Source organism: Bradyrhizobium sp. 192, assembly GCF_023100965.1.
Lineage (GTDB): Bacteria > Pseudomonadota > Alphaproteobacteria > Rhizobiales > Xanthobacteraceae > Bradyrhizobium > Bradyrhizobium symbiodeficiens.
This window is the reverse complement of the sequence record NZ_CP064690.1, coordinates 705,155-729,863: the sequence shown is the minus strand read 5'-3', so window position 1 is coordinate 729,863 and position 24,709 is coordinate 705,155. Positions and strand designations below refer to the sequence as shown.

The 24,709-nt window shown below is 64.2% G+C and carries 23 protein-coding genes; 14 read left to right on the top strand and 9 right to left on the bottom strand.

From position 1 onward, the window contains the following. Positions 1-137 precede the first annotated feature (137 nt). The 5 genes from rbfA (at position 138) to IVB24_RS03420 (ending at position 5,442) form a co-directional block, all read left to right on the top strand. Positions 138-572 carry a 30S ribosome-binding factor RbfA gene (rbfA, locus tag IVB24_RS03440; RefSeq protein WP_094976106.1) on the top strand — a complete coding sequence of 145 codons (435 nt, stop codon included), beginning with the start codon at positions 138-140 and terminating at the stop codon, positions 570-572. Further along, the gene (truB, locus tag IVB24_RS03435; RefSeq protein ID WP_166476600.1) at positions 569-1,705 is read left to right on the top strand and encodes a tRNA pseudouridine(55) synthase TruB; all 1,137 of its coding nucleotides are present in this window, start codon (positions 569-571) and stop codon (positions 1,703-1,705) included. The genes rbfA and truB overlap by 4 nt, the downstream gene beginning before the upstream one ends. Positions 1,706-1,707: 2 nt before the next feature. Further along, positions 1,708-1,977, top strand: coding sequence for a 30S ribosomal protein S15 (gene rpsO, locus IVB24_RS03430; RefSeq protein WP_094976105.1), 270 nt, complete (start codon positions 1,708-1,710; stop codon positions 1,975-1,977). Positions 1,978-2,354: 377 nt separating this feature from the next. Beyond that, complete coding sequence (pnp, locus tag IVB24_RS03425) at positions 2,355-4,511, top strand: polyribonucleotide nucleotidyltransferase (protein ID WP_247772049.1); 2,157 nt, start codon at positions 2,355-2,357, stop codon at positions 4,509-4,511. A gap of 199 nt (positions 4,512-4,710) precedes the next feature. Continuing rightward, a complete protein-coding gene (locus IVB24_RS03420; RefSeq protein WP_247772048.1) occupies positions 4,711-5,442 on the top strand; it encodes a superoxide dismutase in 732 nt (243 codons plus the stop codon). A 68-nt stretch (positions 5,443-5,510) separates the two neighbouring features. On the opposite strand, the gene katG is transcribed toward IVB24_RS03420, so the two are convergent. Beyond that, complete coding sequence (katG, locus tag IVB24_RS03415; RefSeq protein ID WP_247772047.1) at positions 5,511-7,679, bottom strand: catalase/peroxidase HPI; 2,169 nt, start codon at positions 7,677-7,679, stop codon at positions 5,511-5,513. Between the two features lie 113 nt (positions 7,680-7,792). Here katG and IVB24_RS03410 point away from each other — a divergent pair, with 113 nt between their 5' ends. From IVB24_RS03410 to IVB24_RS03395, 4 genes are all read left to right on the top strand, one after another. After that, the gene (locus IVB24_RS03410) at positions 7,793-8,719 is read left to right on the top strand and encodes a hydrogen peroxide-inducible genes activator (protein WP_094976101.1); all 927 of its coding nucleotides are present in this window, start codon (positions 7,793-7,795) and stop codon (positions 8,717-8,719) included. Positions 8,720-8,726: 7 nt separating this feature from the next. After that, positions 8,727-9,191, top strand: a complete 465-nt coding sequence (locus IVB24_RS03405) for a GNAT family N-acetyltransferase (protein WP_247772046.1) — start codon at positions 8,727-8,729, stop codon at positions 9,189-9,191. Between the two features lie 218 nt (positions 9,192-9,409). Next, on the top strand, positions 9,410-10,099 hold the full coding sequence (locus IVB24_RS03400) for a hypothetical protein (protein WP_247772045.1): 690 nt from the start codon (positions 9,410-9,412) through the stop codon (positions 10,097-10,099). Between the two features lie 134 nt (positions 10,100-10,233). Further along, a complete protein-coding gene (locus IVB24_RS03395; RefSeq protein ID WP_094976098.1) occupies positions 10,234-10,830 on the top strand; it encodes a glutathione S-transferase family protein in 597 nt (198 codons plus the stop codon). A gap of 108 nt (positions 10,831-10,938) precedes the next feature. On the opposite strand, the gene fabI is transcribed toward IVB24_RS03395, so the two are convergent. From fabI to fabA, 3 genes are all read right to left on the bottom strand, one after another. Continuing rightward, positions 10,939-11,739 (bottom strand): enoyl-ACP reductase FabI, encoded by an 801-nt coding sequence (gene fabI, locus IVB24_RS03390; RefSeq protein WP_166476603.1) that lies wholly within the window; start codon positions 11,737-11,739, stop codon positions 10,939-10,941. 137 nt (positions 11,740-11,876) lie between these two features. Beyond that, entirely contained in the window at positions 11,877-13,100 is a 1,224-nt protein-coding gene (fabB, locus tag IVB24_RS03385) for a beta-ketoacyl-ACP synthase I (protein ID WP_247772044.1), read from the bottom strand. A 38-nt stretch (positions 13,101-13,138) separates the two neighbouring features. Next, positions 13,139-13,660 (bottom strand): bifunctional 3-hydroxydecanoyl-ACP dehydratase/trans-2-decenoyl-ACP isomerase, encoded by a 522-nt coding sequence (fabA, locus tag IVB24_RS03380; RefSeq protein ID WP_094894282.1) that lies wholly within the window; start codon positions 13,658-13,660, stop codon positions 13,139-13,141. 354 nt (positions 13,661-14,014) lie between these two features. On the opposite strand from fabA, the gene irrA reads away from it, so the two are divergent. Continuing rightward, a complete protein-coding gene (irrA, locus tag IVB24_RS03375) occupies positions 14,015-14,506 on the top strand; it encodes an iron response transcriptional regulator IrrA (protein ID WP_094894280.1) in 492 nt (163 codons plus the stop codon). A gap of 135 nt (positions 14,507-14,641) precedes the next feature. On the opposite strand, the gene IVB24_RS03370 is transcribed toward irrA, so the two are convergent. Continuing rightward, on the bottom strand, positions 14,642-15,172 hold the full coding sequence (locus IVB24_RS03370; protein ID WP_094976095.1) for an SH3 domain-containing protein: 531 nt from the start codon (positions 15,170-15,172) through the stop codon (positions 14,642-14,644). A gap of 338 nt (positions 15,173-15,510) precedes the next feature. On the opposite strand from IVB24_RS03370, the gene IVB24_RS03365 reads away from it, so the two are divergent. Continuing rightward, positions 15,511-16,512, top strand: coding sequence for a D-glycerate dehydrogenase (locus tag IVB24_RS03365; RefSeq protein WP_094976094.1), 1,002 nt, complete (start codon positions 15,511-15,513; stop codon positions 16,510-16,512). 3 nt (positions 16,513-16,515) lie between these two features. On the opposite strand, the gene IVB24_RS03360 is transcribed toward IVB24_RS03365, so the two are convergent. Then, the gene (locus tag IVB24_RS03360; protein WP_247772043.1) at positions 16,516-17,427 is read right to left on the bottom strand and encodes a LysR family transcriptional regulator; all 912 of its coding nucleotides are present in this window, start codon (positions 17,425-17,427) and stop codon (positions 16,516-16,518) included. A 120-nt stretch (positions 17,428-17,547) separates the two neighbouring features. On the opposite strand from IVB24_RS03360, the gene IVB24_RS03355 reads away from it, so the two are divergent. Beyond that, positions 17,548-18,567 (top strand): aldo/keto reductase, encoded by a 1,020-nt coding sequence (locus tag IVB24_RS03355; RefSeq protein ID WP_247772042.1) that lies wholly within the window; start codon positions 17,548-17,550, stop codon positions 18,565-18,567. A 9-nt stretch (positions 18,568-18,576) separates the two neighbouring features. On the opposite strand, the gene moeB is transcribed toward IVB24_RS03355, so the two are convergent. Continuing rightward, complete coding sequence (gene moeB, locus IVB24_RS03350; protein ID WP_247772041.1) at positions 18,577-19,380, bottom strand: molybdopterin-synthase adenylyltransferase MoeB; 804 nt, start codon at positions 19,378-19,380, stop codon at positions 18,577-18,579. Positions 19,381-19,610: 230 nt separating this feature from the next. Here moeB and IVB24_RS03345 point away from each other — a divergent pair, with 230 nt between their 5' ends. Beyond that, the gene (locus tag IVB24_RS03345) at positions 19,611-20,969 is read left to right on the top strand and encodes a peptidoglycan-binding protein (RefSeq protein WP_247772040.1); all 1,359 of its coding nucleotides are present in this window, start codon (positions 19,611-19,613) and stop codon (positions 20,967-20,969) included. Positions 20,970-20,972: 3 nt separating this feature from the next. Here the strand turns inward: IVB24_RS03345 and ggt are convergent, their stop codons facing one another. Next, the gene (gene ggt / locus IVB24_RS03340; RefSeq protein WP_247772039.1) at positions 20,973-22,652 is read right to left on the bottom strand and encodes a gamma-glutamyltransferase; all 1,680 of its coding nucleotides are present in this window, start codon (positions 22,650-22,652) and stop codon (positions 20,973-20,975) included. 240 nt (positions 22,653-22,892) lie between these two features. Between ggt and IVB24_RS03335 the strand changes: the two genes are divergently transcribed. Continuing rightward, entirely contained in the window at positions 22,893-23,636 is a 744-nt protein-coding gene (locus IVB24_RS03335; RefSeq protein WP_247772038.1) for a ParA family protein, read from the top strand. 136 nt (positions 23,637-23,772) lie between these two features. On the opposite strand, the gene mutM is transcribed toward IVB24_RS03335, so the two are convergent. Next, positions 23,773-24,672, bottom strand: coding sequence for a bifunctional DNA-formamidopyrimidine glycosylase/DNA-(apurinic or apyrimidinic site) lyase (mutM, locus tag IVB24_RS03330; RefSeq protein WP_247772037.1), 900 nt, complete (start codon positions 24,670-24,672; stop codon positions 23,773-23,775). Positions 24,673-24,709: the final 37 nt, after the last annotated feature.

Below are 24,709 nucleotides of genomic sequence, written 5' to 3'. Positions count from 1 at the left end.
GCGTCCGGATCTTTTTGAGCTGAAATTGCGGGAGTGCGATGGCCGGATTTTTCCGGCCATCCACCCCTCTTCGTTTCAACAGGACAAATGACAATGCCCGTGTCCCAAACACGGGCATGACGAGGTGATTTCCAACCATGCCACGCCATCATCAGAAGAAGAGTTCCGCGCCAGGCGGAGGCTCGCAGCGGCAGCTGCGCGTCGGCGAACAGGTTCGCCACGCGATGGCCGAGATTCTGGCGCAAGGCAACGTGCATGATGCGGATCTTGAAGGTCACATCATCACCGTGCCGGAGGTGCGGATGTCACCCGACCTGAAGCTCGCGACAGTCTATGTGATGCCGCTCGGTGGCCGCGACACCGAGGTCGTCATCGCTGCGCTCGAGCGCAACAAGAAATTCGTGCGCGGCGAGATCGCGCGGCGCGTTAACCTGAAATTTGCACCTGACCTTCGCTTCCGCGTCGACGAACGATTCGATGAAGCGGAACGGATCGAGAAGCTTTTGAGAACACCTGCGGTGCAGAAGGATCTGGAACAGGATCCGGACACGGATCGGGAAGAAGAACGATGACGATGGACCCGGCTCACGACACGATCAGCGGCGAACAGGCCGATCAGCGCGACGTGCAGAAGAATAATCTGGCGGACGATAATTTTGCGGGCCTGGGCGGCGATTCGCAGCCGCATCAGGAGCCGCGCCGCGTCAACAACGATCCGCGCGCCAACACCAGGCAGAAGGGCAACCAGGTCCGCCGCGACCGGCGCGACGTCCATGGCTGGGTCGTGCTCGACAAGCCGATCGGCATGACCTCGACCCAAGCGGTTGCGGTGCTCAAGCGCCTGTTCAACGCCAAGCGCGCCGGACACGCCGGCACGCTCGATCCACTCGCCTCGGGCGGGCTGCCGATCGCGCTCGGGGAAGCCACCAAGACCGTTCCCTTCGTCATGGACGGCCGCAAGCGCTACCAGTTCACGGTGTGCTGGGGCGAGGAGCGCGACACAGACGACATCGAGGGCCGGGTGACCGCGACCTCCGACCAGCGTCCGACCCGCGAGGCCATCCTGGCCCTGTTGCCCCGCTTCACAGGGGTGATCGAGCAGATTCCGCCGCGTTATTCCGCGATCAAGATCCAGGGCGAACGCGCCTATGACCTCGCCCGCGATGGCGAAATCGTGGAATTGGCGGCCCGCCCGGTCGAGATTCACCATTTAACCCTTGTGGATCAACCGGATAACGACCACGCCGTGTTCGAGGCCGAATGCGGCAAGGGCACCTATGTCCGGGCACTGGCCCGCGATATGGGCCGGATTCTCGGCACTTACGGCCATATCTGCGCGCTCAGGCGGACCCTGGTCGGCCCATTTGGCGAAAACGACATGATTCCGCTGGATCAGCTGGAGGCTTTGTGCGATAGAGCCGCGTCCGGCGAGGGTAGCCTCGCGGACGCGCTTATGCCCGTTGAGACCGCGCTGGACGACATCCCGGCACTGGCCGTCACTCGGGCTGATGCGGCAAGGCTCCATCGGGGCCAGGCCGTTTTGTTGCGCGGACGGGATGCGCCCACAAGTAGCGGCACAGTCTATGTCACGGTGGCAGGCCGTCTTCTCGCGCTTGCTGAAGTCGGCAACGGCGAAATCATCCCCAAGCGTGTGTTCAACCTGACCGGCCTGACTGCCAGCTCCGGTCGCAACGAGAGAAATTGACGATGTCGATTGCCGCAGAACGCAAAGCGGAAGTCATCAAGACGAACGCCAACAAGGCCGGCGACACCGGCTCGCCGGAGGTTCAGGTCGCGATCCTGTCGGAACGCATCGCCAACCTCACCAACCATTTCAAGACCCACGTGAAGGACAACCATTCGCGTCGCGGCCTCTTGAAGCTGGTCTCGACCCGCCGCTCGCTCCTCGACTATGTGAAGAAGAAGGATGAGGCGCGGTACAAGTCGCTGCTCGAGAAGCACAACATTCGTCGTTAAGAGTTCCTGCGCGCGCCAAACGGCGCGCGTTTTCGCGCGTGATTTCGAACGAAAGCGTTTGTTCAAAGGTTTTTCGTCGAGGCTGCGTGCGCGTCGGATGCGAGCCGTTGACGGCGAGCATCCGGGGCATGATGGGCGAACACCGCGCTTCGGTGTTCGCGTTCGTGCCGACTGACAGTCCAGCAGCAATCCGGCGGCTGGGCACAACGGGCAAGGCGCCCGTATGACCCGAAGGGATGGACGCCATCCGAAATCCAAAAACCATGGCAGGATCGCAGGACGCTGATCGCCCGCTTCGATCAACGTCCCGCAATCTTGCGCATGGTTTTTGTTTTTCGACCCGTCCTTCTTTCGAGAACCCATGAAAGAAGACCTCTATGTTCAATAAGCATTCAGTCGAGATCGACTGGGGTGGACGCCCTCTCAAGCTCGAAACCGGCAAGATCGCCCGCCAGGCCGACGGCGCCGTCGTCGCCACCTATGGCGAGACCGTGGTGCTCGCCACCGTCGTTGCCGCGAAGTCGCCGCGCGAAGGCGTCGACTTCCTGCCGCTGACCGTCGACTACCAGGAGAAGACCTACGCAGCCGGCCGCATTCCCGGCGGCTATTTCAAGCGCGAGGGTCGTCCGACCGAGAAGGAAACGCTTGTCTCCCGCCTGATCGACCGCCCGATCCGTCCGCTGTTCGTCGACGGCTGGCGCAATGAGACCCAGGTAATCGTCACCGTGCTCTCGCACGACATGGAAAACGACCCCGACATCGTCGCACTGGTGGCCTCGTCGGCCGCGCTGACCCTGTCAGGCGCTCCGTTCAAGGGCCCGATCGGCGCAGCACGCGTCGGCTTCGCCAATGACGAGTTCATCCTCAACCCGACGCTCGACGAGATGGTGGACACCCAGCTCGACCTCGTCGTCGCCGGCACCGCCGACGCCGTGCTGATGGTGGAATCGGAAGCCAAGGAGCTGAACGAAGACATCATGCTCGGCGCCGTGATGTTCGGTCATCGCCACTTCCAGCCGGTGATCAACGCGATCATCGAGCTCGCCGAGAAGGCCGCCAAGGAGCCGCGCGAAGTCACCACCATCGACAATTCGGCGCTCGAAAAAGAAATGCTCGGCCTCGTCGAGCAGGAACTGCGCGCCGCCTACGCCATTCCGGTCAAGCAGGATCGCTACGCCGCGGTCGGCAAGGTCAAGGAAAAGGTGATCGCCCATTACTTCCCCGAAGGGCAGGAGCCGAAATACGACAAGCTGCGCATCTCCGGCGTGTTCAAGGAGCTCGAAGCGAAGATCGTTCGCTGGAACATCCTGGACACCGGCAAGCGCATCGACGGCCGCGACTCGAAGACCGTCCGCAACATCGTCGCCGAAGTCGGCGTGCTGCCCCGCGCCCACGGTTCGGCGCTGTTCACCCGTGGCGAAACCCAGGCGCTGGTCGTGACCACGCTCGGCACCGGCGAGGACGAGCAGTACATCGACGCACTGTCCGGAACGTACAAAGAGACGTTCCTGCTGCACTACAACTTCCCTCCCTATTCGGTCGGTGAGACCGGCCGCCTCGGCGGAACCAAGCGCCGCGAGATCGGCCACGGCAAGCTCGCCTGGCGCGCGATCCACCCGGTGCTGCCGCCGCATCACGAATTCCCCTACACCACGCGCGTGGTGTCGGAGATCACCGAATCGAACGGTTCGTCCTCGATGGCTTCGGTCTGCGGCGCCTCGCTCGCGCTGATGGATGCGGGCGTGCCGTTGAAGCGGCCGACCGCGGGCATCGCGATGGGCCTGATCCTCGAAGACAAGCGCTTCGCGGTTCTCTCGGACATTCTCGGTGACGAGGATCATCTCGGCGACATGGACTTCAAGGTCGCCGGCACGGAGCAAGGCATCACCTCGCTCCAGATGGACATCAAGATCGAGGGCATCACCGAAGAGATCATGAAGGTCGCGCTCGGCCAGGCCAAGGATGGGCGCATCCACATCCTCGGCGAAATGTCCAAGGCGCTCACCAACGCCCGCGCCGAGCTCGGCGAATACGCGCCGCGCATCGAGACCTTCAAGATCGCCACCGACAAGATCCGCGAAGTGATCGGCACCGGCGGCAAGGTGATCCGCGAGATCGTCGAGAAGACCGGCGCCAAGGTCAACATCGAGGACGACGGCACCGTGAAGGTTGCGTCCAGCGACGGCGAGGCCATGAAGGCCGCGATCAAGTGGATCAAGTCGATCGCCTCCGATCCGGAAGTCGGCCAGATCTATGACGGCACCGTCGTCAAGGTGATGGAGTTCGGCGCCTTCGTGAACTTCTTCGGCTCCAAGGACGGCCTCGTCCACATCAGCCAGCTCGCTTCGGCGCGCGTGCAGAAGACCTCCGACGTCGTCAAGGAAGGCGACAAGGTCAAGGTCAAGCTGCTCGGCTTCGACGACCGCGGCAAGACCCGCCTGTCGATGAAGGTCGTCGACCAGACCACCGGCGAAGACCTCGAGGGCAAGGTCGGCGACGGCGAGAAGGCCCCGCGTGAAGCGGCCGGCGAGTAATCGCTGAGCACCATCGGAAACACGAAGGGCGGCCGAAAGGCCGCCCTTTTTATTGGCTGTCTGCGGCGGGCATCATCGAGATAGCAATGCGCGATTCCGCCGCAGCGTCACAATGACTGTGATCGAAACCGGCGGGGGTCGCTGCTGCGTAGCTGTTCTCACGCTTGATCAGCGGATCGTCCTCAGACAGGAGAATCACATGTCATCCATATCCCGGCGCCGTCTCATGTTCGCTGCAACAGGCCTTGTTGCCGCTGCCGCGGCTCCACGCCTCGTGTTCGCGCAGGCCGCCGCGGCGCCCGCAGGTCCGTTCAAGCTCGATCCTCTGGCATATCCGGCGAACGCGCTGGAACCGCATATCGATGCCAGGACGATGGAAATCCATCACGACCGCCATCACCAGGCGTTCATCACCAACCTGAACAATTTCGCCAAGGACAATCCGCAGATCGCGGAAAAACCGGTCGCTGAAGTGCTGGGCAATCTCGGCGCCGTGCCGGAAGCGATCCGCACCGGCGTCCGCAACAGCATGGGCGGCCACGCCAACCACACCATGTTCTGGCGGATCATGGGACCGAATGGCGGCAAGCCGGAAGGTGCGGTGCTCGCCGCGATCGACGGAGATCTCGGCGGCATGGAGAAATTCCAGACCGACTTCAACGCTGCCGGCGGACGTGTATTCGGCTCCGGCTGGGTGTTCGTGACGGTTGGCAAGGATGGCAAGCTCGCGATCGAGACCCGCCCCAACCAGGACAATCCGATGATGGACGGCAAGCGCGCGCTGCTCGGCAACGACGTCTGGGAGCACGCCTATTACCTGAACTACCAGAACCGTCGCGCCGATTATCTCAAGGCATGGTGGAACACGGTAAACTGGAAAGTCGTCGGCGAACGCTACGCCGCAGCCAAGGCCGGCACACTCGACGTGTGACAACGATCCAGGTCACGAAAGGGGCGGCCTCTCGGCCGCCCCTTGTATCTGTCGCTTGCTGATCGGGATCAGGCCACGATGTCGTAGCGATCGAGGTTCATCACCTTGGTCCAGGCCTTGGCGAAGTCCTTGACGAACTGCTCCTTGGCGTCCGAGGTCGCATAGACCTCGGCGTAGGCGCGAAGCTGCGAGTGCGCTCCGAAGATCAGGTCGACGCGCGTGCCGGTCCACTTGACCGCATTGGTCTTGTGGTCACGGCCTTCGTAGGTGCCGTCCGAGCCGGCCGGGGACCACTGCGTGCTCATGTCGAGCAGGTTGACGAAGAAGTCGTTGCTGAGCGTTCCCACCTTCGCGGTGAGGACGCCGTGCTTCGAACCATTCGCATTGGCACCGAGTACGCGCAGGCCGCCGAGAAGCACCGTCATCTCCGGGCCGGTGAGCCGGAGCAGTTGCGCGCGGTCGACCAGGGCTTCTTCCTGATGCATGAACTGATGCCGCTTGCCGATGAAGTTGCGGAAACCATCAGCGCGCGGCTCCAGCGGAGCAAACGACGCAGCGTCAGTCTGCTCCTGCGAGGCATCCATGCGCCCCGGGGTGAAACCAACCTTAACGTCGATGCCGGCATCCTTGGCGGCCTTTTCGACCGCCGCGGTGCCGCCGAGCACGATCAGGTCGGCCAGCGAGACCTTCTTCGCGCCTGACGACGCGTTGAAGTCCTTCTGGATCGCTTCGAGCTTGCCGAGCACCTTGGACAGCTGGGCCGGCTCGTTCACCTCCCAATCCTTCTGCGGGGCAAGACGGATGCGCGCGCCGTTGGCGCCGCCGCGCTTGTCCGAACCGCGGAACGTCGAGGCCGACGCCCACGCCGCCGAGACCAGCTCGGACACCGAGAGGCCCGAGGCAAGGATCTTGGTCTTCAGCGCGGCGATGTCCTGATCGCTGGCCAGCTCGTGATTCAACGCCGGGATCGGATCCTGCCAGATCAGCGTCTCCTTCGGCACCAGCGGGCCGAGATAGCGCTGGATCGGGCCCATGTCGCGATGGGTGAGCTTGAACCAGGCGCGGGCAAACGCGTCGGCAAACAGAGCCGGGTTCTCCAGGAAGCGCCGCGAGATCTTCTCATAGGCCGGATCGAAGCGCAGCGAGAGGTCGGTGGTCAGCATCGTCGGCCGATGCTTCTTCGACTTGTCGAAGGCGTCGGGAATGATGGCGTCCGCACCCTTGGCCGTCCACTGGTTCGCACCGCCCGGGCTCTTCGTCAGCTCCCATTCGAAGTTGAACAGGTTCTCGAAGAAGTTGTTGCTCCACTTGGTGGGCGTGGTCGTCCACGTTACTTCGAGACCGCTGGTGATGGCATCGCCCGAGTGGCCCGACGCGTGCTTGCTCTTCCAGCCAAGGCCCTGATCTTCCAGAGCGCCCGCCTCCGGCTCAGGCCCGACCAGCGAGGGATCGCCCGCACCATGGGTCTTGCCGAAGCTGTGGCCACCCGCGATCAGAGCCACGGTTTCTTCGTCGTTCATCGCCATACGGGCGAAGGTCTCACGGATGTCCTTGGCTGCGGCAACCGGATCCGGCTTGCCGTTCGGACCTTCCGGGTTGACGTAGATGAGGCCCATCTGCACCGCGCCGAGCGGCTCGGCGAGCTCGCGTTCGCCGCTGTAGCGCTCATCGCCCAGCCATGTGCCTTCGGGGCCCCAATACAGCTCTTCCGGCTCCCAGACGTCGACGCGACCGCCGGCAAAGCCAAACGTCTTGAAGCCCATCGACTCCAGCGCGACGTTGCCGGCGAGCACCATCAGATCGGCCCAGGAAATCTTGCGGCCGTATTTCTGCTTGATCGGCCAGAGCAGACGGCGCGCCTTGTCGAGATTGGCGTTGTCGGGCCAGCTATTGAGCGGCGCGAAACGCTGCTGGCCGGCGCCGGCACCACCGCGGCCGTCGGTGGTGCGATAGGTGCCCGCACTGTGCCAGGCCATGCGGATCATGAGGCCACCGTAATGACCGAAGTCGGCGGGCCACCATTCCTTCGAATCCGTCATCAGCGCGGTCAGGTCCTTGATGACCGCGTTGAGGTCCAGCGACTTGAATTCCTTGGCGTAGTCGAAGTCCTTGCCCATGGGGTCGGACTTGTCGGAATTCTTGTGCAGCATCTCGATGCTGAGCTGGGTTGGCCACCAATCGCGGTTCGCCGGCACGCGTTTTCCACCCGAAAACGGGCACTTTGAAGTGTCGTCCATGAATACCTCCTCTGGTGGCGCGAGTTCGCACCTTCGACCAGGTAGAACCACTCTAAGCCTCCCATTCCATCAGGGGAAGTTGACTTTAATGATCGCTGCGATAGGATTTTCTGATGGCTAACGTGACGATGCGCCAGCTCCGGTATTTCGATGCGCTGGCGCGCCACGGCCATTTCGGCCGTGCGGCCGAGGCAAGCTCTATCTCGCAGCCAGCCCTGTCGATGCAGATCAAGGAACTGGAGGACGCGCTGGGCGGCCTCTTGCTGGAGCGGAGCGCCCGGCAGGTGGCCCTGACCCGGTTCGGCGAAGAGCTCGCGCCACGCGTCCGCGACATCCTGCGCTCGGTCGACGAGCTCGGCGATTTCGCCCGCGCCTCGCAGGACCGCTTTGCCGGTCGGCTGCGCATCGGCATGATCCCGACGATCGCGCCCTATCTGCTGCCCACCATCACCAAGAATCTCACGCGCATGCATCCGGAGCTCGACATCCGTGTGCGCGAGACCATGACGCCGCGGCTGATCCAGGAGCTGGTGGAGGGACGGCTGGACACCGCCATCGTGGCGCTGCCGGTGTCCGAGCCCTCGCTGACCGAGGTTGCCCTGTTCGAGGAAAAATTCCTGCTGGTGCGGCCGGGCGCGGATGAGGGGACGCCGGCGCCGTCGCGCGAGATGATGCGGGAGATGCGGCTGTTGCTGCTCGAAGAGGGGCACTGCTTCCGCGATCAGGCGCTGTCGTTCTGCAACATGCAATCGGCGCCGCCGCGCGAGATGCTGGACGCGAATTCGCTGTCGACGCTGGTCCAGATGGTCAGCGCCGGCATCGGCGTTACGCTGATTCCGGAGATGGCCGTGCCGGTGGAGACCCGGTCGGCCTCGGTCTCGCTGGCGCGCTTCCGCGACCCCGAGCCATCCCGCACCATCGGCATGGTCTGGCGCAAGACCAGCCCGCTGGCGCGGCAGCTGCTCCAGATTTCCGAGGTGGTGTGCCTGTCGGCCGGCAAGGTGCGGGCACGTCAACCCGCGCGCAGCCCGCGGGCTTGACGTACCGATGTCGCATCCGATCATCCGCCCCGCACGGGCCGACGAATATGACGAGGTCGGCCGCGTCTGGATGGAGAGCTGGGTCTCGACCGGGCTCGGCGAGGCGAGCGAGTTCCTGCTGGCAAACCTGCGCGCCCGCATCCGGCGCGAAATCGAAGACGGCTGGGCCCTTTACGTCGCCGACGACAACAGCACGATCGCCGCGATGCTGGCGTTGCATCCGCCAAAGCTCTATCTCGACATGCTGTTCGTCGGGCCTGCCTATCAGGGGCAGTCGCTCGGGCGAAAATTGCTGGCCTTCGCGCGCACGCAGATGCCCAACGAGATGTACCTGCGCTGCGTCCGCGAGAACGAGAAAGCCTGGCGCTGGTACGAGCGCGAAGGTTTCGTGTTCGAGAAGGAAGAGGTCGAACCGTCGAACGGGTTTGTGATGAAGTATTATCGGTGGAAACGGCAGCGGCCAATCGGATAGATTACGACCACCGGGTACAGCTTGCGGTTGTCATGATCCCGGCCTAGTGTTGGCCTCCTGTTTCTGATCCCCTGGAATCCATGTTTCGATCTGCTGCCTCATTGCTCGTCCTGCTGTCCCTTCTGGCTTCCGCATCAGCGCAAACTCCTCCTGCAACCTCCGCGTCTCCCGCACCAGCAAGGCCGGCTGCCAAGAAAGCCGCGCCGAAGGCCAAACCGATGGCGAAGCAGCCGGTTGCGGTCGAGAGCGGCCCCTGCAAGCTCGGCGTGATCTCGGTGATCGGAGAGCGCTACTCCGTCCAGAAATTCGGGCTCACCATTTTCGAGAACGAGGAGACCGAAGTCCCCATCGACTGGGGTCTCGACGATCTCGTGTTCGCGCGAGTGAAAGCCGCAACGGGCGGCGATCCCGGCGTTCGCAGGATCGCCTTTCCCAAGGGAGCCTTCGAACCCTTCTACAATCCGAAATCGCGATTCATTCCCGATCCCAACGAACGCCTGCCAGCGATCGTGCGGGGCATCACGCCGAACGTGAGCTGCGATCGCTATCTGGTTGCGACCACGTACAAGGGGGAATTGCCGGGCAGCCGCATGATGTTGAACGGCATCGGCACATTCAATCAAGGGCTCGGAAATCTGATCCGGCATTCACATTTGTTCGCAAACGTCTCGATCAACCTGATCGACGGCCGGAGCTACGAGGAGATCAAGCGCCCCTTTGTGAATTTCGGCGCGAACTTCGCCGCAAGTATGCGACTGACCGAAGACCCGCTTAACAAGCTCGACAATGACCAGTTTCCCAACCCGCCCGCGACCGCTTCGAGCAGCGCGATTCTGCGCGAGAAAACGCGGGCGCTCATCACCGACAGGCTCGATCGGGGGCTTCCCGGCTATCTGAAGCAAGACTGACACGCACTCATTCGCGTCGACCAAAATGTTGACGAGCGAACGCTGCATCGGACCAACCGTAGTGCGTTGCGATTTCAAAGCAGACACGCGATGAATAAGCCTCGCCGCCTCGCGCCGATGGAAGGTTCCCCGTCATGATCAAGCTCTATTGGTCGCCCCGCTCGCGCTCGTTCACGACACTCTGGCTGATGGAAGAGAGCGGCCTTGCCTATGAGCGCGTGCTGACCGACATCTCGACCGGCGCGCAGAAGGCGCCGGATTTTCTCAAGATCAATCCGATGGGTAAGGTGCCGGCGATCGCCGATGGCGAGATTGCACTCGGCGAAGCCGCTGCGATCTGCGCCTACATTGCCGACCGTTATCCCGAGACGAAGCTAGCGCCCGCCGCGACCGATCCGCGCCGTGGGCGGTATTTGCAATGGCTGTTCTTCTCGCCGGGCTGCATCGAACCCGCCATCATCCAGATCTTCACCAAGATCGAGATCCCGACCTCGACCGCCGCTTGGGGCAGCGCAACGCAGGTGTTCGACGTGCTGGAAGCTGCGCTCGCCAAGGGGCCGTGGATTCTCGGCGAGGATTTTTCGGCCGCCGACATCACGATCGGCTCGGGTCTGAATTTCGCGGTGCGGCAGTTCAAGATGGTGCCGTCGCGCCCCGCCTTCGATGCCTATCTCGCGCGCTGCATGGCGCGGCCGGCGTTCCAGCGTGCGGAGAAGATCGCAGCGGGTTGAAGCAGCTCTCGTAGAGTGGGCAAAGGCGCCTTCGCCGTGCCCACGATCTGCAATTGTTGAGAGATCGTCGGCACGGCGCTTTCGCTCCTTTGCCCGCTCTACGAAGTCCTATTCCGGGGCCTTCAAATCGTCCGGCCGCGGCATCAGGACGATATTGTAGCCGGAATCGACATAGTGGATCTCGCCGGTCACGCCGCCGGAGAGATCCGACAGCAGGTACAGCGCCGAGCCGCCGAGCTCGTCGAGCGTGACGCCGCGGCGGAGCGGCGAGTGCTTTTGCATGAAGGCGAACATCGCGCGCGCCTCGCCGATACCCGAACCTGCGAGTGTCCGGATGGGGCCTGCGGAGATCGCGTTGACGCGGATGCCGCGCGGTCCGAAATCGGAGGCGAGATAGCGCACCGAGGCTTCCAGCGCCGCCTTGGCCACGCCCATAACGTTGTAGTTCGGCATTGCGCGCTCGGAGGCGCCGAAGGTCAGCGTGATCATGCTGCCGCCCTCCGTCATCAGCTCGGCGGCGCGCTTGGCCACCTCCGTGAACGAGAAGCAGGAGATCACCATGGTGCGCGAGAAGTTCTCGCGGCTGGTGTCGGCATAGCGGCCCTTCAGCTCGTTCTTGTCGGCAAAGCCGATGGCGTGGATGACGAAGTCGAGCTTGCCCCATTTTTCGCGGAGCACGTCGAAGGTCGCATCGACGCTGGCGATGTCCTCGACGTCGCAGGGCAGCACCAGATCGACGCCGAGCTGCTCCGCCAGCGGCTTGACGCGCTTGCCCAGCGCCTCGCCCTGGAAGGTGAAGGCGAGCTCGGCGCCGTGCGCATGCAGCGTCTTCGCCATGCCCCAGGCGATCGAATGATCATTGGCGATGCCCATGATCAGACCGCGCTTGCCCTTCATCAGACCTTCCATTGCGAGTTTACCCTCCGCTGTTCGTCATGCCCGGGCTTGTCCCGGGCATCCACGCCCTTTGCAGCCAGAGCCTAAGACGTGGATGGCCGGGACAAGCCCGGCCATGACGAGAAATCACGAACGCGTCGACGATGTCGTCACACGTCCATTCGGCTGAATACCAGCGTGGCGTTGGTGCCGCCGAAGCCGAACGAGTTCGACAGCACGGTGCCGATCCTGACGTTGTCGATGCGCTTGCGCACGATCGGCATGTCGGCGAACTCGGGATCGAGCTCCTGGATGTGGGCGCTCTCGCAGATGAAGCCGTTGTTCATCATCAACAGCGAGTAGATCGCTTCCTGCACGCCGGTGGCGCCCAGCGAGTGGCCGGTCAGCGCCTTCGTCGCCGAGATCGGCGGGCACTTCTCGCCACTTCCGAACACGCGGCGGAGCGCGTCGATCTCCGGAGGATCGCCGGCCGGCGTCGAGGTCGCGTGCGGATTGATGTAGTCGACCTTGGTCTTCACCGTCGACATCGCCATGCGCATGCAGCGCTCGGCGCCTTCGCCTGAGGGTGCAACCATGTCGTAGCCGTCCGAGGTCGCGCCGTAGCCGACGATCTCGCCGTAGATGCGGGCGCCGCGCGCCTTGGCATGCTCGAGCTCTTCCAGCACCAGCACGCCGGCACCGCCGGCGATGACGAAGCCGTCACGGTTGACGTCGTAGGGACGCGACGCGGTGGCCGGCGTGTCGTTGTACTTCGAGGACATCGCGCCCATGGCGTCGAACAGCACGGAGAGCGACCAGTCCAGCTCCTCGCAGCCACCGGCAAAGATGACGTCCTGCTTGCCGATCTGGATCGTCTCATAGGCGTTGCCGACGCAATGGTTCGACGTCGCACAGGCCGAGGAGATCGAATAGTTCACACCCTTGATCTTGAACCAGGTCGCAAGCGTCGCGGAAGCCGTGGACGACATCGCCTTCGGCACTGCGAAAGGTCCGACGCGCTTCGGTCCCTTGGTGCGGGTGATGTCGGCGGATTCGACGATGGTGCGGGCAGAAGGGCCGCCGGAGCCCATGATGATGCCGGTGCGAATGTTGGAGACTTCGTCGGGCGACAGGCCGGAGTCCTGGATCGCCTGCTCCATCGCGACGTGATTCCACGCCGCGCCCTGACCGAGGAAACGCATCGCGCGGCGGTCGACCACCGTCGCAGGATCGAGCGTCGGCGCGCCCTGCACCTGGGAACGAAAGCCGAGCTCGGCATATTTCTCAGCCCGCGAAATGCCCGACTTCGCCTCGTGAAGGCTCGCAAGCACTTCCTGGGTGTTGTTTCCGATCGACGAGACGATGCCCATCCCGGTGACCACAACCCGCCTCATGACAGCCTCGCCTTAATCGTTGTTGCTTGGTGATGCGCTCAGCCCAGGTCCGTGCCCTGCTTGAACAGGCCGACCTTCAAGTCCTTGGCGCGATAAATAATCTGGTCATCGACCGAAAGCCATCCATCGGCGATGCCAAGCACGAGCTTTGAACGCATCACGCGCTTGATATCGACGTTGTACACAACCTTGCGGGCCTCGGGCAGCACCTGGCCGCTGAACTTTAATTCGTTCAAGCCAAGCGCACGGCCGCGACCTTCGCCCCCGGTCCAGCCCAGAAAAAAGCCGACCATTTGCCACAGCGCGTCGAGACCGAGGCAGCCGGGCATCACCGGATCGTTCTTGAAGTGGCAGCCGAAGAACCAGAGATCGGGCTTCACATCGAGCTCGGCGCGCACCAGCCCCTTGCCGAACTCGCCGCCATTGTCGTTGATGTCAGTGATGCGGTCGAACATCAGCATCGGCGGCAACGGCAGCTGGGCATTGCCCGGGCCGAACATCTCGCCGCGGCCACAGGCCAGCAGATCTTCGTATTCGTAACCGTTGCGCCTGTTCAGCATGCACGAGCCTCTGTTTGAATTCCGATTGAGCGGCGCTTCTTGGCGAAAATGGGCCCCGTCTCGGTCGGAGAGCAACGCCAATTGCCACTGTCAGGCGCTGCGCCCGCTTGCCCCGGATGGACTGCGGACCGGGCCTCGATGCCCGGCTGCACCAAAGTCGGTTAAGCGGAACCGCGCGCTGCTCTAACACAGGCCATTTCGGGTGGCAAAGCAGATGCATGAAGGTAAAATGACGCGATCCCCGGGCCGGTTCCAAGCCTGATTAGAACCTCTCTAGTTGCGAGAAACTTGCATCTGCATCTTTCTGTTCTTATATTACGGGGAGATATTGTTCACGCGTGCCGAAGTCTGGAAATGAACGAGAACACCGCGCCCCATCACGACGACGACGTCCATGCCGCGGCCCTCCTGTCCGGCCGCCAGCCGGCTTTGACCGGCTGCCCCTGGCACGACGTCAACGAAATGCTCCAGTCCGCGGGGCTCCGTCCGACGCGCCAGCGCATGGCGCTCGGCTGGCTGTTGTTCGGCAAGGGTGCTCGCCACCTCACAGCTGAAATGCTGTACGAGGAAGCGACGCTGGCCAAGGTTCCGGTGTCGCTGGCGACCGTTTACAACACGCTGAACCAGCTCACCGATGCCGGCCTGCTCCGGCAGGTCAGTGTCGACGGCACCAAGACCTATTTCGACACCAACGTCACAACCCACCACCACTATTACCTCGAGAACAGCCATGAGCTGGTCGATATCGAGGATCCGCATCTGGCGCTGTCCAAGATGCCGGAGGTGCCGGAGGGCTACGAGATCGCGCGCATCGACATGGTCGTGCGCCTGCGCAAGAAGCGCTGAGATCGATCCGAAACTGCTGAATTCGTCGTCATGGCCGGGCTTGTCCCGGCCATCCACGTTTTTGGGCCACGTGCGAAGTCCGTGGATGCCCGGGACAAGCCCGGGCATGACGGGGAGCAGCTCGCCTCTACCGCGTCAGTTGACCTGCTCGTCCGAATACACGCCCCAGAGGCGCTCTTGCTGGATCCAGCCGTCGAAGCCGTTGCCGGTGACACGGCACCAGTTTGCAGCGCACTTCTTCACCTGCGTGACGACGCCGGCCTGGAGTTTTGCTGCAACGGCGCTGTCGGGATCGGCGCGATCGTAGATCGGGGCGAGCTCGTCCTTGTGCTTCATGGTGACGACCGCGGTGCGGCGACCCGACAGCAGCGAGTGATAGACCCAGCCCTCGGCACCTTCGGAATCGCGCACCCGGCGCCAATTCTCGAACTCGGCGGTGATTTCCACCGGCAGGCCCGAACGGGTGTAGACCCAGGCCACGTCATTGTCCTTGGTCGGGCCGGCACGGACGTTCACATGATCCGATTTGAGGCTGACATAGCGCGGCACCGGCAGGCCGCTGGCGGTCTGGGGCGTGGAGTCCTTGGCCGAATGCGAGGGGCCGACCGAAGCGCTCAACCACGTGCAAACGAGCGCCATCACCGAACAAAAACGCCCCAACGCCATCAACCCGTCTCCTGTCGAAGACCCGGCCCGAGCCGGGTCCTCACCCCAAATTCCAAAACCTGCCGCGCCACCCTGACCCGCCCCACGCGGATGTTCCCAAGCCGGCTCCTTCAAGCCTTAAACCCGTGGTTCTTGTCTTGGCCCGGCCTTCTGCTAGAGAGGACGGGCATCTGAACAACCAGTTTGCCCCGATTTTCCGGCCGGAAATATCGGGAGAGCTTGAAGGAAACGCCGGGGACGGACACGGCAAGGGCAGTGTCGAACAACCGGGTTAATGAGACCTCAACGACCGGCCTTTGGCGACAGAGGCGGCTTGCGATGCCTCATGAGAGCAGGACATGTCGGTGAAGAAAAAGCCCCTCGTCGTGGTGACGCGCAAGCTGCCGGATTCGATCGAGACGCGGATGCGCGAATTGTTCGACGCGCGGATCAATCTCGAGGACACGCCGATGTCCGCCGAACAGATCGCGGAAGCCGCGCGCACCGCCGACGTGCTGGTTCCGACGGTCACCGACCATATCAGCGCCGACATCGTCAACCAGCCCGACTGCAAGCTGCGGCTGATCGCCAATTTCGGCAACGGCGTCGACAATATCGACGTGGAGGCCGCGCATGCCCGCGGCATCACCGTGACCAATACGCCAAAAGTCCTGACCGAGGACACCGCCGACATGACCATGGCGCTGATCCTCGCCGTGCCCAGGCGGATGATTGAAGGCGCCTCGATCCTAACCGAAGGAAAGCCGTGGGCCGGCTGGTCGCCGACCTGGATGCTCGGCCACCGCATCGGCGGCAAGCGGCTCGGCATCATCGGCATGGGCCGCATCGGCCAGGCGGTGGCGCGCCGTGCCCGCGCCTTCGGCCTGCAGATCCACTATCACAACCGCCGTCCCGTGGCGCCCGTCATCGCCGAAGAGTTGGGGGCGACCTATTGGGAAAGCCTCGACCAGATGCTGGCGCGGATGGACATCATCTCGGTGAACTGTCCGCACACGCCGGCGACTTATCATCTGCTCTCGGCGCGGCGGCTGAAGCTGATCCGGAAAGACGCCTACATCGTCAACACCGCGCGCGGCGAGGTGACCGACGAGGATACGCTGATCAAGCTGATCGAGGGCGGCGAAATTGCCGGCGCCGGCCTCGACGTCTACGAGCACGAGCCCGCGGTCAACCCGAAGCTGGTGCGGCTCGCCAGGGCCGGCAAGGTGACGCTGATGCCGCATATGGGCTCGGCCACGATCGAGGGCCGCGTCGAGATGGGCGAGAAGGTGATCATCAACATCCGCACCTTCCTCGACGCCCACAAGCCGCCGGATCGCGTGCTCCCGAGCATGCTCTGAGGTCTATTTCCCGCGCGTCTCGCTCTTGCGCCAGTCGGCGACGAAATCGATGAAGGCGCGCAGCGCGGGCGGCGTCTGGCGCCGGCTCGGGTAGTACAGAAACGGTCCGGGAAACGGCTCGCACCAATCTTCCATCAGGCTGATCAGCGCGCCGGACTTCAGGGCTTCGCCGACATAACCGTCGATCGTTGCCCAGATGCCCGCGCCGGCGAGCGCGGCCTGCATCGCAAGGTTCATGTTGGTCGAGATCAGCTTGGCCGGCGGATCGACCTTCATGATCTGGCCGGCCTTCTCGAACTCCCAATCATGCATCACGCCGCTCGAATAGCGGGCGCGGATGCAATCATGATCGAGCAGATCCTTCGGATGCTTCGGCTCGCCGCGGCGCGCGACATAATCGGGCGAGGCGACGACGACATAGTGCTGCGGACCGCTCAGCGGAATCGCCACCATGTCCTGCGCCAGATGCTCGCCATAGCGCACGCCGGCATCGTAGCCCCCGCTCACGATGTCGACGAAGCCGCTCTCGGACACGACGTCGAGATCGACCTGCGGATGGGCGGCGAGAAACGGCCCGACCATCGGAGCCAGCACGAGATCGACGGCCGGGGGCGGCGCGTTGATGCGCAGGCGGCCAGAGGCCACCTCGCGCAGACCCCGCACCTCCGCCAGGGCATCGCCGACATCGCGCAGCGCAGGTGCCACCCGCGACAGCAGCAGCTCACCCGCCTCGGTCAAGGCGACGCTGCGGGTGGTACGGTTCATCAGGCGAACACCGAGGCGCTCCTCGAGGTCCCGTAGGCGCTGGCTAAGGCTCGACACCGACACGCGAATTTCGATTGCCGCACGCCGGAAATTCCGGGTGCGGGCGATCGCCACGAAGACGTCGAGATCGCGCAGATCAGGTTCAGTCATTGTTCGACAGAATGAACAAGCCATTCGGCATTGTCCAGCTTATCGGGGTAATGGAGCGGGCGCATATCCCTCCTCGTCACGCGGCGCGATCAGCCTGCCGCCTTTTCGAGGAGAGCCATCATGGAACAGCACAAACTCGGTTCAACCGGCCCCACCGTCTCCGCCCTGGGTCTCGGCTGCATGGCCATGTCGGACGCCTACGGCCCGGCCGATCGCGGCGAGAGCATCGTTACGGTCCACGCCGCCCTCGATGCCGGCATCACACTGATCGACACCGGCGATTTCTACGCGATGGGCCACAATGAAATGCTGATTCGCGATGCGCTGAGGGATGTGGCGCGCGACAGAGTGCAGATCAGCGTCAAGTTCGGCGCGCTGCGCGGCCCCGCCGGTGAATTCACCGGAATGGATTGCCGCCCGGCAGCGACCCGGAATTTCCTTGCTTATTCGCTGCAGCGGCTCGGCACCGACTATGTCGACATCTACCGCCCGGCGCGGCTCGACCCCAACGTTCCTATCGAAGAGACCATCGGCGGCCTCGCCGATCTCGTGAAGGCCGGCTACGTCAGGCATATCGGCCTGTCAGAGGTCGGCTCCGACACCATCCGCCGCGCGCATGCCGTGCATCCGATCGCCGATCTCCAGATCGAATATTCGCTGATCGAGCGCGGCATCGAACGCGACATCCTCAAGACCTGCCGCGAGCTCGGCATTGGCATCACCGCCTATGGCGTCCTGGCGCGCGGTCTGATCAGCGGCCATTGGTCGAAGGACTCGGGCAGGGCCGGCAAGGACTACCGGCTGATGACACCGCGCTTCCAGGGCGCAAATCTCGACGCCAATCTGGCGCTGGTGGAGTCCCTGCGTGCCATCGCCGACGAAATTGGCGCAACGCCGGCGCAAGTCGCTATCGCCTGGGTGGCGGCGCAAGGCCAAGAGCGCGGTCAAGAGATCGTGCCGCTGGTCGGCGCCAAGACCCGCACCCGTCTCATCGAAGCGCTTGGCGCGACCAGGGTCACGCTGACACCGGCACATCTTGCGGCGCTGGCCAAGGCGTTTCCGCCGGATGTCGCTTCGGGCACGCGCTATACCGCCGAGCAGATGGCCCATCTCGATAGCGAGAAGCCGGCCGCGGCGTAACGCAGCAAATCAAGTGCGATGGGCGCTGAGGTCGGTGACCACGGGCCCGTCGCCATTGAGCGGGTTGGCCGGATCGCGCCCATAGCGCAGCGTCTCGAAGCGCATCGCACGCGCATCGATCATGAGGAGGCGGCCGACGAGGCCGTCGCCGAAGCCGACGATCTCGCGGATCGCCTCCAGCGCCATCATCGAGCCCATCACGCCCGCCAGCGCGCCCATGACACCGGCTTCCGCGCAGGCCGGAACCGTACCGGGCGGCGGCGCCTCCGGAAACAGGCAGCGATAGGTCGGATTGAATTCACCCTGCTCGTTGGTCTCGTGTGCGCGGATGGTGGTGAGCGAGCCGTCGAACGTGCCGAGCGCCGCCGTGATCAGCGGCTTCTTCGCGAAGAAGCAGGCGTCCGAGACCAGATAGCGCGTCGAGAAATTATCGGAGCCGTCGAGCACGAGGTCGTACTCGCCGATCAGGTCGAGCGCGTTGTCGGCGTTGAGCCAGGCGGCGTGGCCGACGAAACGGACATGCGGATTGAGCCCCGAGATCCGCTCTGCCGCGCTCTCGACCTTGTGGCGGCCGATATCGGGCGTGGTGTGGATGACCTGGCGCTGCAGGTTGGACAGCGACACAACGTCGTCATCGACCACGCCGAGCGTGCCGATACCGGCGGCGGCCAGATACATCAGCGCCGGCGCGCCGAGCCCGCCGGCGCCGATCACCAGCGCGGAGGCCCGCTTCAGCGCAGCCTGGCCGGGACCACCGACGTCACGCAGCACGATATGGCGGGCATAGCGTTCGAGTTCGTCCGGGCTCAGCATCGTCCTTCGTTCCTCTCGACCTCATGGTGAGGAGCGCGGTACGCGCGTCTCGAACCACGAAGGCCCCGATCTCGCCTGTAGCCATCCTTCGAGACGCGGCTTTCGGGCCGCTCCTCGGGATGAGGATCTCAGCTTGTGGCCACCAAGCCTCCTGAACCACCGCAACGTTGTTCGCGACCAACGAGATGTGCTTGAATGACATTGCGTTCAATGGGCTGGCTGGATTTGTCATGAGATCGATGCTTGCGGCAACACTGATGTTTGCGTCCGCCACAGGCGCGAACGCCCAGATGACGACGCCGCAGATCCCCGGCACCAAGCCGAAGCCTATCCAGACCGTGCCGATCCGGCCACCCGCAATGCAGACGCCATCGGCGACGGCGGACGCGATGGCGCAGGCGGCGCGGCTGTCGCTGCAATCCGACCTCGCCTGGGTCGGGCAATACAACGGAGCCATCACCGGCGACGTCAGCACGCGCATGGTCGAGGCCATCAAGGAATACCAGAAAGCCAAGGGCGGCAAGCCGACCGGCGTGCTCAATCCGCAGGAGCGCGCGGCGCTGGCCGAAACAGCGCGAAAAAAGCAGGAGAGCGTCGGCTGGAAGATCGTGACCGAGATGACCAGCGGCGCGCGGCTTGGCATTCCCTCAAAACTGGTGCCGCAGCAGGCGACCGACGCCAACGGCTCGAAATGGACCTCCCCGACCGGAACGGTGCAGATACAGCTCAGCCGCCGCAAGGAGGCGAACCCGACCACGGCAAAACTCGCGGAACTGGAGAAGGAGCCGTCCGGGCGCAAGGTCGATTACACCGTGGTGAAGCCCGATTTCTTCGTGCTGTCGGGCTTGCAGGGGCTGAAGAAGTTTTACGTCCGCGGCACCTTCAAGGGAGACGAGGTCCGCACCATGACGATCCTCTACGACCAGGCGACCGAGAACACGGTCGAGCCGGTCGTGATCGCGATGTCGAGCGCGTTCAATGCGTTTCCGTCCGGAGCGCAGGCCGGGCCGCCGCCGCGCAAGACCGTCGAATACGGCACCGGCCTCGTCGTCAGTGACGACGGCGCGATTCTGGCCGACCGGCTCGTCACCGACAGCTGTCTCGCCATCACGATCGCCGGCTATGGCAGCGCCGATCGCCTCGCCGAGGACAAGGAGCGCGGTCTTGCACTGCTGCATATCTACGGCGCGCGCGGCCTGAAGCCGTTCAGCCTTGCTGGCGGCTCGGCCAAGACGAACGTGGATGTCGTCGGCATCGCCGATCCACAGAGCCAGGGCGGCGCGGCCGGCGTGTCGGTCGTCAAGGCCGCACTGGCGCCGGTCCCGAGCAGCGATTCCGCGCTGACCCCGCCGCCGGCGGTCGGGTTCTCCGGTGGTCCGGCCATCGATGGCGACGGCAAGCTCACCGGCATCGCGCTGTTGAAGCCGGCGATGGTCGCGGGACCCGCGACAGCGGTGCCGGCCTCACAGGCCGTGATGGTCCCCGCCGAGACGGTACGCGATTTCCTGAAGGCGAATGGTGTCACGGCGAACGGCACGTCGACTGATGCGAAGACCGCCGTCGTGCGCGTGATCTGCGTGCGGAAGTAGCGATCAGCTCAGCCTGAACCGCACACCACTCTTTGCGAGGCCGCCTGAGATCCCGACCGGCGTGCCGTCCGCGCGCCAGCAGGCGGCGCCGCTCATCGTTCCGTCGTCGTGGAAGCCGATGCCGTTCATGCCGCCGGCGACTGTCGCAACCGGTTGCACCTTGTGGCCGAGCCCCGCGAGTTTCGCACGCACGGCCTCCGGCACCTTCTGCTCGACCTCGAGCGCGTTGCCCTCGGTCCAGACCCGCGGCGCCTCGACAGCTTCCTGCAAGGTCATGCCGTGGTCGATCAGATTGACCAGTGCCTGCATCGCGCTCGGGAAGATACGCTTGCCGCCGGGCAAGCCGAGCGCATAGCGCAGCCTGCCGTCGCGCATCGCCATCATCGGCGACATCGAAGTCGTCACGCGCTTACCCGGCGCCAGCGATAGCGCATGTCCCGGACGCGGATCGAACAGATTTATGTAGTTGTTGGCGATGGCACCAAGCCCCGGGATCATGATCTTGGCGCCGAACAGATTGTTGATGGTCTGCGTGGTCGCGACCACGTTGCCGAACGCATCGGCTGCTGTCATGTGCGTAGTATGTGCGCCTTCGAGCGGCGACACGCCGGCGCCCCAGGCCTGCGCCCGCGCCGGATCGATGGCGCAGCGGCGCTCCTCGGCATAGGCCTTCGAGGTCAGCTGCTCCACGGGAACACCGACATAGTCAGGATCGCCGCTGGCCGCGGCACGATCGGCGAAGGCGATCTTCAGGACCTCGGCGAGGTAATGAATCGTCTCGGATGTGCCGAAGCCGAGGCCGCCGATGTCATAGCCCTCCAGGATGTTCAGCATCTGCGCAATGTGCACGCCGGAGGCCGCGGGCGGCGGCGGGCCAAGGATGGTCCAACCACGATAGTCGGCACGGATCGGCTGCCGCTCGACGGTCTTGTAGCTGGTGAGGTCATTGCGACGGATGAAGCCGCCGGTCTTCTCCATGTAGTCGGCGAGGATGTCGCCGAGCGGCCCTTCGTAGAGAGCGGTCTCACCGTGATCGGCGATGTAGCGCAAGGTCTCGGCATATTCGGCCTGCACCACGCGCTCGCCGACTTTCAGCGGCCCGCCATCAGGGAGGAAGATCGCCGCGATCGGCCTGTCCTTGCGCATTTCGGCGGCGCTCTCGCTGATGCACTCGTGCAAATAGGGGGTCGCCGCATAGCCGCGCGCCGCGTGCTTGATGGCAGGCTGCATGACGTCGGAGAGACTCATCGTACCGAACCGGCGCAGCGTCTCGCACCAGGCCTTCAGCGAGCCCGGCGTGGCAACGGCTTTCGGACCGTTGAGATTTTCGTCGCCGATGGTGTCGAACACGTCATGCGCCGAGCCCGGCTTGGGCGTGTAGCTGGTATCGCGCACCGCTGCGGGCACGGTGCTCTGGCCGTCGATGAAGCGATGGCTGCCGTCGGCGAGCCTGATATGCGCCATGCCGCCGCCGATGATGCCGACCATCATCGGCTCGACCACGGTCAGCGTGAACAGGGTGGCGATCGCGGCGTCGATGGCGTTGCCGCCGGCGGCCAACATCTCGGCGCCGGCGCTGGAGGCCAGCGGGTGGTTGCTGACCACCATGCCGCGGCTCGAGACCGCCGGCATCTTCTGGCAGTCAAAAGTCGTCGCCGTCCGGTCGCGCCAGTTTCCGCTCATGCCGCTCGTCCCTCTATTTGTAGCGGCGAGCACACCACACGCACGATTACGGGTCCAGTAATGGTACGGATTAGCTGGCATTCCCGATTCTGCCATCATTGTCAGCGTTGATTCGGACATCCGCGGTCCCCTTTGGATCGGGCAAGGCACGTCCTGAGCGAGAAGAGCTCAGCATCGAGAGCGATGCACGTTCGCGTGGCGTTATCCCGAGACCCAGCACTCCAAAGGATTGATCTTCAAATGCACACGATCGTACTGGCCACCCAAAAGGGTGGCAGCGGCAAGAGCACGCTCGCCATCGGCCTCGCGCTGGCGGCCAAGCAGGCCGGCTTCACCGTCCGCCTGATCGAAACCGACCCGCAGGGCACCCTGTCCAACTGGCTGCGCCGCCGCAACAACGACGACGTCGTCGTCGAGCCGATCTATCATGCCGCCGATATCGAGCCGCGCCTGAAAATGCTGGCTGAGAGCGGCCTGCAGCTTGCGATCGTCGACACCGCCGCCGGCCTCAGCGCCGCGACCACCGCTGCGATCCGCCATTCCGATCTCTGCCTGATCCCGGCCCGCCCCAGCGTTGTCGACATCGAGGCGACAGTCTCGACGCTCAGCGTCGCGCGCGCCTGGAAGCGGCCCTACAGCTTCGTGCTCAACCAGACGCCGATCCGCGGCCAGCGCATCGACAATGCCGCCAACACCCTCGGCGAGGAAGCCGCGCTCGATCTTTCGGACGTGCTGGCGCGCCCGCTGATCGTGATGCGCAACGACCACCAGGATTCGCTCGCGAGCGGCCTCGCGGTGAGCGAATTCGCGCCGAACGGCAAGTCGGCGGACGAGATCCGCAGCCTCTGGCGCTGGATCGAAACCCGGCTCGATCTCGAAGCCACCACCAATGTGCTGATCGACCAGGTCATCTCGGCCGCAGACAGCATGCTGCATATCGCCGCCGAGCAGGCGGCGGACGAGACCACGACACTGACGTCCTGAGCGGGGCAATCGCTCTGACGGCAGTCGGCCCTTCACCATCCGGAAGGGCCTCAGCGACGAAGCAATCCGGCCACCAGCCCCGCCGGATTGCTTCGCTTCGCGTTTTTCGGAAGCTCCATCCGGTCTACGGACTACGTCACTTCTGACATTTCGGACACCAGAACGTGGATCGGCCGTTCTGCGTGAACCGCTTGACCGTGCCGCCGCACCCCGGCGTCTTGCAGGTCTCGCCCTCGCGGTCGTAGACCTTGAACGAATGCTGGAAATAGCCGAGCTCACCCGAGGTCTGGCGATGGTCGCGCAAGGACGAGCCACCGGCCTTGATGGCGTCGTTCAGCACGGTGTGGATCGCACTCACCAGCCGCTTCGCATGTTCGGTCGGCTCGCCGCCGCCAACACCCTTGCGACCCTTGGTCGCGAGCGTCGCGGCGATCCGGCGCGGCGACAGATGCGAGCGATGCAGGGCTTCGCAGACATAGATGTTGCCGAGCCCCGCGACCACGCGCTGGTCGAGCAGTGCGGCCTTCAGGCTCGTCGTTTTGCCTTCGCAGGACCGAGCCAGCATCGCGGCGTCGAATTCGTTGCCGAGCGGCTCGGGACCGAGGTCGCGCAGCAGCGGCTCATCTTCGAGCGCGTTGCGTGCGATCACTTTCATGTAACCGAAGCGCCGCGGATCGTTGAAGACGATGTCGGCGCCGGAGGACATCCGAAACAGCACGTGGTCGTGCGTGGAATCCTTGCCCTTCGGATAGTGAAACTCGCCGGGCGCGGCCTCGTTATCCGGCTTGATGACGCGGAATGAGCCCGACATGCCCAGATGCATCAAGAGCACGTCGCCGGAGGCGAGATCGGCCATGAGATATTTTGCACGGCGGCCGAGCCCCGTGACGACCTGCCCCTGCAGCCGCGCCACGAAATCCGGCTGGAACGGAAAGCGCAGATCCGGCCGGCGGGCCTCCGCGACCAGGATTTTCGCGCCCTCCATCACCGGCTGAAGGCCGCGGCGGACGGTCTCGACTTCGGGCAATTCAGGCATGGTCAGGCATTCACCTTATGAGGGCGGTGTGATAGCG

Excerpts from the sequence above, each read along its gene's own strand:
- rbfA (WP_094976106.1), top strand. The coding sequence starts at position 138 with ATGCCACGCCATCATCAGAAGAAGAGTTCCGCGCCAGGCGGAGGCTCG.
- truB (WP_166476600.1), top strand. The coding sequence starts at position 569 with ATGACGATGGACCCGGCTCACGACACGATCAGCGGCGAACAGGCCGAT.
- rpsO (WP_094976105.1), top strand. The coding sequence starts at position 1,708 with ATGTCGATTGCCGCAGAACGCAAAGCGGAAGTCATCAAGACGAACGCC.
- pnp (WP_247772049.1), top strand. The coding sequence starts at position 2,355 with ATGTTCAATAAGCATTCAGTCGAGATCGACTGGGGTGGACGCCCTCTC.
- IVB24_RS03420 (WP_247772048.1), top strand. The coding sequence starts at position 4,711 with ATGTCATCCATATCCCGGCGCCGTCTCATGTTCGCTGCAACAGGCCTT.
- katG (WP_247772047.1), bottom strand. The coding sequence starts at position 7,679 with ATGGACGACACTTCAAAGTGCCCGTTTTCGGGTGGAAAACGCGTGCCG.
- IVB24_RS03410 (WP_094976101.1), top strand. The coding sequence starts at position 7,793 with ATGGCTAACGTGACGATGCGCCAGCTCCGGTATTTCGATGCGCTGGCG.
- IVB24_RS03405 (WP_247772046.1), top strand. The coding sequence starts at position 8,727 with ATGTCGCATCCGATCATCCGCCCCGCACGGGCCGACGAATATGACGAG.
- IVB24_RS03400 (WP_247772045.1), top strand. The coding sequence starts at position 9,410 with ATGGCGAAGCAGCCGGTTGCGGTCGAGAGCGGCCCCTGCAAGCTCGGC.
- IVB24_RS03395 (WP_094976098.1), top strand. The coding sequence starts at position 10,234 with ATGATCAAGCTCTATTGGTCGCCCCGCTCGCGCTCGTTCACGACACTC.
- fabI (WP_166476603.1), bottom strand. The coding sequence starts at position 11,739 with ATGGAAGGTCTGATGAAGGGCAAGCGCGGTCTGATCATGGGCATCGCC.
- fabB (WP_247772044.1), bottom strand. The coding sequence starts at position 13,100 with ATGAGGCGGGTTGTGGTCACCGGGATGGGCATCGTCTCGTCGATCGGA.
- fabA (WP_094894282.1), bottom strand. The coding sequence starts at position 13,660 with ATGCTGAACAGGCGCAACGGTTACGAATACGAAGATCTGCTGGCCTGT.
- irrA (WP_094894280.1), top strand. The coding sequence starts at position 14,015 with ATGAACGAGAACACCGCGCCCCATCACGACGACGACGTCCATGCCGCG.
- IVB24_RS03370 (WP_094976095.1), bottom strand. The coding sequence starts at position 15,172 with ATGGCGTTGGGGCGTTTTTGTTCGGTGATGGCGCTCGTTTGCACGTGG.
- IVB24_RS03365 (WP_094976094.1), top strand. The coding sequence starts at position 15,511 with ATGTCGGTGAAGAAAAAGCCCCTCGTCGTGGTGACGCGCAAGCTGCCG.
- IVB24_RS03360 (WP_247772043.1), bottom strand. The coding sequence starts at position 17,427 with ATGACTGAACCTGATCTGCGCGATCTCGACGTCTTCGTGGCGATCGCC.
- IVB24_RS03355 (WP_247772042.1), top strand. The coding sequence starts at position 17,548 with ATGGAACAGCACAAACTCGGTTCAACCGGCCCCACCGTCTCCGCCCTG.
- moeB (WP_247772041.1), bottom strand. The coding sequence starts at position 19,380 with ATGCTGAGCCCGGACGAACTCGAACGCTATGCCCGCCATATCGTGCTG.
- IVB24_RS03345 (WP_247772040.1), top strand. The coding sequence starts at position 19,611 with ATGAGATCGATGCTTGCGGCAACACTGATGTTTGCGTCCGCCACAGGC.
- ggt (WP_247772039.1), bottom strand. The coding sequence starts at position 22,652 with ATGAGCGGAAACTGGCGCGACCGGACGGCGACGACTTTTGACTGCCAG.
- IVB24_RS03335 (WP_247772038.1), top strand. The coding sequence starts at position 22,893 with ATGCACACGATCGTACTGGCCACCCAAAAGGGTGGCAGCGGCAAGAGC.
- mutM (WP_247772037.1), bottom strand. The coding sequence starts at position 24,672 with ATGCCTGAATTGCCCGAAGTCGAGACCGTCCGCCGCGGCCTTCAGCCG.